This window comes from Neobacillus niacini, assembly GCF_036961885.1.
GTDB lineage: Bacteria > Bacillota > Bacilli > Bacillales > Cytobacillaceae > Neobacillus > Neobacillus niacini_H.
Genome location: NZ_JBALNQ010000011.1, coordinates 1 through 317, shown reverse-complemented (window position 1 = coordinate 317; position 317 = coordinate 1). Strand labels below are relative to the sequence as shown.

The window sequence follows — 317 nt, the reverse complement described above, 5'->3', positions numbered from 1 at the left end:
CTAAGTTTAAAAACTTATATTTTCTTATCTTTTGGAAAAGGAGTGTATGGTTATGAATTTAAATTTACGAAATGCCATTGTACACAATGTTGCTGGTAACTCACAAGCGGAATTAGAGGATACAATCGTTGATGCAATCCAAAACGGCGAGGAAAAAATGCTTCCGGGTCTAGGAGTTTTGTTTGAAATTATTTGGATGAATTCATCAGAGGATGAGAAGAAGGAAATGCTTACTGCGCTTGAAAGTGGCTTGAAGTAATATCTGTAGCTGCCGGTTAACTTCGGCAGCTTTTTTATGGCTATCCGAGAGTATTTCT

At 36.9% G+C, this 317-nt stretch carries 1 protein-coding gene; it reads left to right on the top strand.

Annotation, left to right across the window (positions count from 1 at the left end):
• The first annotated feature begins 52 nt into the window (after positions 1-52).
• Entirely contained in the window at positions 53-259 is a 207-nt protein-coding gene (sspI, locus tag V7124_RS06955) for a small acid-soluble spore protein SspI (protein WP_335416235.1), read from the top strand.
• Positions 260-317 lie beyond the last annotated feature (58 nt).